Annotated in this window: 8 protein-coding genes; 6 read left to right on the plus strand and 2 right to left on the minus strand. The window is 73.2% G+C overall.

Going from position 1 to position 7,597, the window contains the following annotated elements; genetic code table 11:
• Nucleotides 1-640, plus strand: a 640-nt coding sequence (locus tag GSF22_RS27680; RefSeq protein ID WP_208816676.1) for a glycosyltransferase 87 family protein, incomplete at its 5' end; no start/stop codon positions are given.
• On the opposite strand, the gene GSF22_RS27685 is transcribed toward GSF22_RS27680, so the two are convergent.
• Nucleotides 613-1,167 (minus strand): GNAT family N-acetyltransferase, encoded by a 555-nt coding sequence (locus GSF22_RS27685; protein WP_208816677.1) that lies wholly within the window; start codon nucleotides 1,165-1,167, stop codon nucleotides 613-615. The genes GSF22_RS27680 and GSF22_RS27685 overlap by 28 nt on opposite strands.
• Nucleotides 1,168-1,290: 123 nt before the next feature.
• On the opposite strand from GSF22_RS27685, the gene GSF22_RS27690 reads away from it, so the two are divergent.
• The 5 genes from GSF22_RS27690 (at nucleotide 1,291) to GSF22_RS27710 (ending at nucleotide 6,726) form a co-directional block, all read left to right on the plus strand.
• On the plus strand, nucleotides 1,291-2,520 hold the full coding sequence (locus GSF22_RS27690; protein WP_208816678.1) for a winged helix-turn-helix domain-containing protein: 1,230 nt from the start codon (nucleotides 1,291-1,293) through the stop codon (nucleotides 2,518-2,520).
• A 31-nt stretch (nucleotides 2,521-2,551) separates the two neighbouring features.
• On the plus strand, nucleotides 2,552-3,139 hold the full coding sequence (locus GSF22_RS27695; RefSeq protein WP_208816682.1) for a DUF2752 domain-containing protein: 588 nt from the start codon (nucleotides 2,552-2,554) through the stop codon (nucleotides 3,137-3,139).
• Nucleotides 3,140-3,300: 161 nt separating this feature from the next.
• Nucleotides 3,301-4,044, plus strand: coding sequence for an FAD-dependent thymidylate synthase (thyX, locus tag GSF22_RS27700; protein WP_208816683.1), 744 nt, complete (start codon nucleotides 3,301-3,303; stop codon nucleotides 4,042-4,044).
• A gap of 70 nt (nucleotides 4,045-4,114) precedes the next feature.
• Nucleotides 4,115-5,041, plus strand: coding sequence for a 4-hydroxy-tetrahydrodipicolinate synthase (gene dapA, locus GSF22_RS27705; protein ID WP_208816679.1), 927 nt, complete (start codon nucleotides 4,115-4,117; stop codon nucleotides 5,039-5,041).
• The gene (locus tag GSF22_RS27710) at nucleotides 5,038-6,726 is read left to right on the plus strand and encodes a ribonuclease J (RefSeq protein WP_208816680.1); all 1,689 of its coding nucleotides are present in this window, start codon (nucleotides 5,038-5,040) and stop codon (nucleotides 6,724-6,726) included. The genes dapA and GSF22_RS27710 overlap by 4 nt, the downstream gene beginning before the upstream one ends.
• 69 nt (nucleotides 6,727-6,795) lie before the next feature.
• Here GSF22_RS27710 and GSF22_RS27715 read toward each other — a convergent pair whose 3' ends face one another.
• A complete protein-coding gene (locus GSF22_RS27715; RefSeq protein ID WP_439957813.1) occupies nucleotides 6,796-7,476 on the minus strand; it encodes an isocitrate lyase/PEP mutase family protein in 681 nt (226 codons plus the stop codon).
• Nucleotides 7,477-7,597 lie beyond the last annotated feature (121 nt).

Below are 7,597 nucleotides of genomic sequence, written 5' to 3' on the forward strand. Positions count from 1 at the left end.
GTGGCGGGCCGCCCTGACCGCCGTCGGCACGGCCACCGGCGCCACCCTGCTGGCCGGCGCGGTCGCCCCGGACGCGTCCCGGGAGTTCTGGACCCAGGCGCTGTGGAACACCGGGCGGGTGGGGGAGTTGGCCTTCATCTCCAACCAGTCGTTGCAGGGCGTGGTGGCCCGGCTCGACCCGGACCACCCGAGCACCCTGGCCTGGCTGCTGCTGGTCGCCCTGACCCTGGCGGTCTGGGTACGCCGGTCGCGGGCGGCCGTGGCGGTTGGCGACGAGGCCACCGGACTGGCCCTGACCGGGGTGGTGATGTGCCTGGTCAGCCCGGTCACCTGGGTACACCATCTGGTCTGGCTGATCCCCGGCCTGATCCTGCTGGTCGACAACGCGTACGCCGCGCCCGGGGGCAGCCGTCGGCGCCGGGTGCTGCTGGGCGCCGCCGCCGTCGGGTACGCCTTCCTGATCAGCCGGTTCGTCTGGCTCTGGGAGAAGGACTTCACCGGGCTGGACGGCTTCCTCGGCGGCAACCTGTACGTCTGGATCAGCGTGGCCCTGCTGGTGGCCCTGCCGGTCCGGCGGTACCTCCGGGTCGACCCGGACGGGACCGCCCCGGTTCAGGCCGCGTCGAGCCGGGCCGCGTAGCGCAGCTCGACCAGCCCGACCGGGGTCCGGCCACCGGCCAGCGGCACCTGGTACGTCATCCGTTCCCCGTCGGCGGTCAACCCGTCCCGCTGATAGAAGGCGCGGGCCCGCCGGTTGTCGGCGAGTACCCAGAGCCGCAGCTCCGCCCGGCCCTGCCCGGCCAGCCCGGCCCGGGTGGCCCGCATCAGTTCCCGGCCGACGCCCTGCCCCCACCGGCCCGGGTCGACGAACATGCTGAGCAGTTCCCCGTGCGCCGGGTCGAGGTCGTCGGGGTCCTGGTCCCGGCGGTACGGGCCGAAGGTGGTGAAACCGGCCACCTGCCCGTCGACCATCGCGACCAGGGTCCGGAACGGGTGGTCCGGATCGGCGGTACCCGCGTCCCGGCGGCGCTGCGCCCAGGCCGCCGGGTTCAGCCGGGTCAGCACCTCGTCCGGCATGATCCCGGCGTACCCGGCGCGCCAGCCGCGTACGTGCACCGAGGCGACCGCCTCGGCGTCCTCCGGTTCCTCCGGACGGATCACCACCATCTGATCGTTGTAGTCCTCCGCCGGGCGCCGGTCCAGCGCGGCGCACCGGGAACGCCCCGGCTGTCGTACCGGTCGGTCCGGTACCGCCCCGGCTGTCGTACCGGTCGGTTAGGGTGCCCGGCGATGGCCGTACCCGAATCGCTCTCCCCCGCCCAGGCCCGGCGGATCGCGCTGGCCGCCCAGGGCTTCACCGACCCCGCCCCGACCGGGGCGCCCACCCGGCGTCACCTGCGTCGGGTGCTGGACCGGGTCGGCCTGATCCAGATGGACTCGGTCAACGTCCTGCAACGCGCCCACTACCTGCCCCTCTACAGCCGGCTCGGCCCGTACCCGACCGGCCTGCTGGACACCGCCGCCTACCGCAGACCGCGCAGTCTCTTCGAGTACTGGGGCCACGAGGCGTCCCTGGTCCCGGTGGAGCTGCACCCGCTGCTGCGCTGGCGGATGGCGACCGCCCGCACCTCGGCCTGGGGCGGGATGCGGCGGATCGCCGAGGAGCAGCCGGAGCTGGTGGCCTGGGTGCGGGACGAGGTCGCCGCACGGGGCCCGGTCACCGCCGCCGAGATCGAGCACGACGCGCCCCGGACGACCGGACACTGGGGGTGGAACTGGTCGACCGTGAAGCGGGCGCTGGAGTTCCTCTTCTGGGCCGGCGAGGTCACCGCCGCCGACCGGACCGGCTCCTTCGCCCGCCGGTACGACCTGCCCGAGCGGGTGCTGCCGGCGGCGGTACGGGACGCACCCACCCCGACCGACGCCGAGGCGTACCGTGCCCTGGTCGCGCTCGCCGCCCGGTCGCTCGGGGTGGCCGCCGAGCCGGAGCTGCGCGACTACTTCCGGCTGCCGGCCGGGGTGACCCGGACGGCGGTCGCGGAGCTGGTCGAGGCCGGCGAGCTGACCCCGGTCACGGTGGCCGGCTGGCCGCAGCCGGCCTACCTGCACACCGCCGCCCGACTGCCCCGTCGGGTGCGCGGCAACACGCTGGTCAGCCCGTTCGACCCGCTGATCTGGGAGCGGGGCCGCACCGAGCGGCTCTTCGGCCTGCGCTACCGGATCGAGATCTACGTGCCGGCCGCGCAGCGGGTGCACGGCTACTACGTGCTGCCCTTCCTCCAGGGCGAGCGGTTCACCGCCCGGGTCGACCTGAAGGCCGACCGGAAGGCCCGGGTGCTGCTGGTGCCGGCGGCCTGGGTCGAGCCGGGCGCCGACCCGGGGGAGACCGCGGTGGCCCTCGCCGCCGAGCTGTACCGGCTGGCCGGCTGGCTCGGCCTGGACGCGGTCGCCCCACCGGCCGCCGGGGACCTCGCCGGCCCGCTGGCCGCCGCGCTGGCCGGCACCGTCGGTGTACCGTGAGCGGGAGTTGGTCGACGAGGTGGAGTGGGCGATGACCAGTGTTGGTGGACCGGCTGCCCAGCCGGGCCCGGGGATCGGTTCCGCCGCCCCGGAGCAGCCCGTCCCGCCGTACCCCGGCGCCGACCCGGCCGCCCCGCCGTACCCGTACCCGCCGGCCTACCAGGTGGCCGAGCCGGACCGGTTCACCCGGTTCGTCACCCGGCTCTACGACCGCGCCCCGCGCTGGGCGGTGCCGCTGGCGGCGCTCGGCTGCGTCGCGGCCGGCGTGGCGTACGCGCTGGTCAGTGACCCGACCCGGTCGGCGCCCGACGCGGCGCCCTCCTGCCTGCTGAAGCTCACCACCGGACTGGACTGTCCGGGCTGCGGCGGCACCCGTGCCCTGTGGTACGCCCTGCACGGTGACCTGCCGGCCGCGGCGCGGCACCACTTCCTGTTCGTCTTCGCGCTGCCGTTCCTGGCCTATCTCTTCGTCGCCTGGGCGGGGCGGCAGGCGTTCGGCTGGCGGTTGCCCCAGCTGGAGCTGAGCCCGAAGGTGCTCGGCGGTTTCCTCGCCCTCTGGCTGGCCTTCTCGGTGGCCCGCAACCTGCCCTGGGCGCCGTTCGTCGCGCTCTACGTCTAGTCACACCGCGCGCTACGTCTAGTCGCCGCGCGCCACGTCCGGTCACCGTGCGGCACCTTCGGGCATCGCCCGCGCCGTCTAGCACAACCGTCGGCCGGGCCGGTCGGGGTGGTGGTACCGGGCGCCGCCGGGCGGATACTACAGTCGCAGGCATGCCGGAAATGGTCCCGCCGCAGGTCACGCTCGTCGCATGGACGCACTTCGAAGCACCGGAGGACGTCCCCTGGTCCACCGATGCCGACGGTGGTCAGGCGCTCGCGGAGTTCGCCGGGCGGGCCTGCTACCAGTCCTGGCGCAAGCCGAACCCGGCCACCGCCACCAACGCCGGCTACCTGGCGCACATCCTGGAGGTCGGGCACCTGTCGGTGCTGGAGCACGGCAGCGTCTCGTTCTACTTCACCGGGGTGTCCCGGTCGTTCACCCACGAGCTGATCCGGCACCGGCACTTCTCCTACTCGCAGCTCTCCCAGCGGTACGTCCCCGAGTCGGACGCGGCCATGGTCGAGCCGGCGGTGATCGCCGAGGACCCGGAGCTGCACAAGCGGTTCGTGGCGGCGGCCGAGGCGAGCGTCCAGGCGTACAACGACCTGCTGGCCGGCCTGGAGGAGCGGTTCGCCGACGTGGCGAATCCCACCCTGCGGCGCAAGCAGGCCCGGCAGGCGGCCCGCGCGGTGCTGCCCAACGCCACCGAGACCCGCATCGTGGTGACCGGCAACTACCGGGCCTGGCGGCACTTCATCGGCATGCGGGCCACCGAGCACGCCGACGTGGAGATCCGCGAGCTGGCGGTGGAGTGCCTGCGCCAGTTGCAGCGGGTCGCGCCGAACGTCTTCGCCGACTTCGTCGTCTCCACCCTGCCGGACGGTACCGAGGTCGCGACCAGCCCCTACGCGGAGCGCTCCTGACCCCCTGTCCTCCGGAGGTCCTGAGCCCTTCCCTGGTGGGGCCGGTGGACCGGTCCGATAGGTTGTCAGCATGACGCACGACCACCCTGCCGCTACCGACCCGGGCGCGCCGAGACCATTCGGTCGACTGCTCACCGCCATGGTCACCCCGTTCACCCCGGACGGCTCGCTCGACCTTGACGGTGCCGCCCGGCTCGCCGGTCACCTGGTCGACGAGCAGGGCAACGACGCGCTGGTGGTGAACGGCACCACCGGCGAGTCCCCGACCACCACCGACTCCGAGAAGGAACGCCTCATCCGCGCCGTGGTCGAGGCCGTCGGTGACCGGGCCCAGGTCGTCGCCGGGGTCGGCACCAACGACACCCGACACACCATCGAGTTGGCCGTCGCGGCGGAGAAGGCCGGCGCCACCGGGCTGCTGGTGGTCACGCCGTACTACAACAAGCCGCCCCAGGCCGGGCTGCTCCGGCACTTCACCGCGGTGGCCGACGCGGTCGGCGTGCCGTTGATGCTCTACGACATCCCGCACCGCGCGGGGGTGCCGATCGACACCGAGACGCTCGTCCGGCTCGCCGGGCACGAGCGGATCGTCGCGGTCAAGGACGCCAAGGGTGACCTGATCGCGTCGTCCTGGGTGACCAGCCGTACCGACCTGGCCTTCTACAGCGGCGAGGACGCGCTGACCCTGCCGGCGCTGGCCACCGGCGCGGTCGGCGTGGTCGGTACCTCCACCCACTTCACGGGGGCGCTCACCAAGCAGATGATCAACGCGTACGAGGCCGGGGAGAACGCCACCGCGCTCGCCCTGCACCGCCGGCTGCTGCCGCTGTTCCACGGCATCTTCCGTACCCAGGGTGTGATCCTGGTCAAGGCGGGTCTCGCCGCGCTCGGTATGCCGGCCGGTCCGGTCCGCTCCCCGCTGGTGGACGCCACCGACGCGGAACTCGCCCAGCTCCGGGCCGACTTCACCGCAGCGGGTCTGGAGCTGCCGGCATGAGCGAGATCCACACCGACGCCGAGCTGCCCCCCGCCCTGCCCGAGGGAGGTCTACGGATCATCCCGCTCGGTGGCCTCGGCGCCATCGGGCGGAACATGACCGTCTTCGAGTACGACGGCAAGCTGCTGATCGTCGACTGCGGGGTGCTCTTCCCCGACGTCGAGCAGCCCGGCGTGGACCTGATCCTGCCGGACTTCACCCCGATCCTGGACCGGCTCGCCGACGTGCAGGCCATCGTGCTGACCCACGGGCACGAGGACCACATCGGTGCGGTGCCGTACCTGCTCGCCCACAAACCGGATATTCCGCTCGTCGGGTCGCAGTTCACCCTCGCCCTGGTCGAGGCGAAGCTCGCCGAACGGCGGATCGAGCCGTACACGCTGACCGTGCGGGAGGGCGGCCGGGAGCGGCTCGGCCCGTTCGAGTGCGAGTTCTTCGCGGTCAACCACTCGATCCCGGACGCCCTGGCGGTGGCCATCCGTACCCCGGCCGGCCTGGTCCTGCACACCGGCGACTTCAAGATGGACCAGCTCCCGCTGGACGGCCGGATCACCGACCTGGCCGGCTTCGCCCGGCTCGGCGCAGAGGGCGTCGACCTGCTGCTGTCGGACTCCACCAACGCGGAGATCCCCGGCTTCGTCACCCCGGAGCGGGAGATCGGTCCGGTCCTCGACTCGATCTTCGCGAAGGCGAAGGGGCGGATCATCGTCGCCTCCTTCGCCTCGCACGTGCACCGCGTACAGCAGGTGCTCGACTCGGCCGCCGAACACGGCCGCAAGGTCGCGCTGATCGGCCGCTCCATGGTCCGCAACATGGGCATCGCCCGGGACCTCGGCCTGCTCAACATCCCGCCCGGCCTGGTGGTCGGCCTGGACGAGGCCACCACGCTGCCGCCGGAGCGGATCGTGCTGATGTCCACCGGTTCGCAGGGCGAGCCGATGAGCGCCCTGGGCCGGATGGCCAGCGGCGACCACCGGCACATCACCATCGCCCCCGGCGACACCGTGGTCCTGGCCAGCTCGCTGGTACCGGGGAACGAGACCTCGGTCTACCGGGTGATCAACCGGCTCTCCCGGGCCGGTGCGGTGGTCGTGCACAAGGACGTCGCCAAGGTGCACGTCTCCGGCCACGCCCCCGCCGGTGAGCTGCTCTACCTGCTCAACGTGGTCCGGCCGAGCAACCTCATGCCGGTGCACGGCGAGTGGCGGCACCTGCGGGCGCACGCCCGGCTCGGCATCGAGAGCGGGGTCGCCCCGGACCGGGTGGTGCTCTGCGAGGACGGCGACGTCGTCGACCTGGTCGAAGGGCGGGCCAGCCTGGTCGGGCACGTCCGCAGCCGGTACGTCTACGTCGACGGGCTCGCCGTCGGTGACGTCAGCGAGTCGCTGCTCACCGAGCGGCGAATCCTCGGCGACGGCGGGTTCATCGCCGCGACCGTGGTCGTCGACTCGGTCACCGGCAAGGTGGTCGGCGGTCCCACCGTCTCGGCCAAGGGCTTCTCCGAGGACCCGGCCGCGTTCAACCCGGTCATCCCGCTGATCACCGAGGCCCTGAACCGGGCCGCCGGTGACGGGGTTACCGATCCGCACCAGTTGCAGCAGATCGTCCGGCGTACCGTCGGCCGCTGGGTCAACGACGCGTACCGGCGCCGCCCGATGATCGTCCCCACCGTCGTCGAGGTCTAGGTGTAAGGAAGGGCCCCTTCTTAACGCTTCCGGTATAGGAAGGGGCCCTTCTTAACACTCCGCCGCCGGTTACCCGAGCAGCGCGTTCAGCTCGCCGTACGCCATCCCGTCATGCAGCGTGTCGTACGAGCCGGACCGGAGCAGTTCCCCGGCGGCCCGCTGGACCAGCCCGTACGCCGCCAGGGCGACGGTCGAGCCGGCACTGACCCGGGCCACGCCGAGCGCCCCCAGTTCGGCGACGGTCGGTGCGCCCGGCCCGACGAGCACGTTGAGCGGGGCGTCGATCCCGGCGACCAGTTCGGCCAGTACCGCCGGGTCGAGTACCCCCGGCACGAAGATCCCGTCCGCCCCGGCGGCGAGGTAGGCCGCCGCCCGGTCCAGGGTCTCCGCCAGCCGGTTCTCCGGATCACCGACGTCGCGCAGGTACACGTCGACCCGGGCGTTGACGAACAGGGGCACCCCGGCGGCCTCGGCCGCCCGCCGGGCGGCCCTGATCCGGTCGGCCTGCCCGGCCACCGGGCGCAGCGGCGCCGCCCCACCGTGCCAGGCGTCCTCCAGGTTCACCCCGACCGCCCCTGCGGCGAGTACCCGCCGGACGGTCTCGGCCACGTCGTCCGGGTCGGCGCCGAAGCCGCTCTCGATGTCGGCGGTGACCGGGACGTCGACGGCGGCGACGATCCGGGCGACGAGGTCGACGGCCCGGTCCCGGTCCAGCGCGTCGCCGTCGGGCGTGCCGAGACTCCAGGCCACCCCGGCGCCGGAGTCGAACACCAAGCGCTGCTACCCGAACAGGTGGACGCCGGAGAGCCAGGAGATCGTCGACTGGTTCCACAAGTACGTCGTCGCCGAGGTGCGGGAGACCGACGCCACC

Source organism: Micromonospora echinofusca, from assembly GCF_017614955.1.
Classification (GTDB): Bacteria; Actinomycetota; Actinomycetes; order Mycobacteriales; family Micromonosporaceae; genus Micromonospora; species Micromonospora echinofusca_A.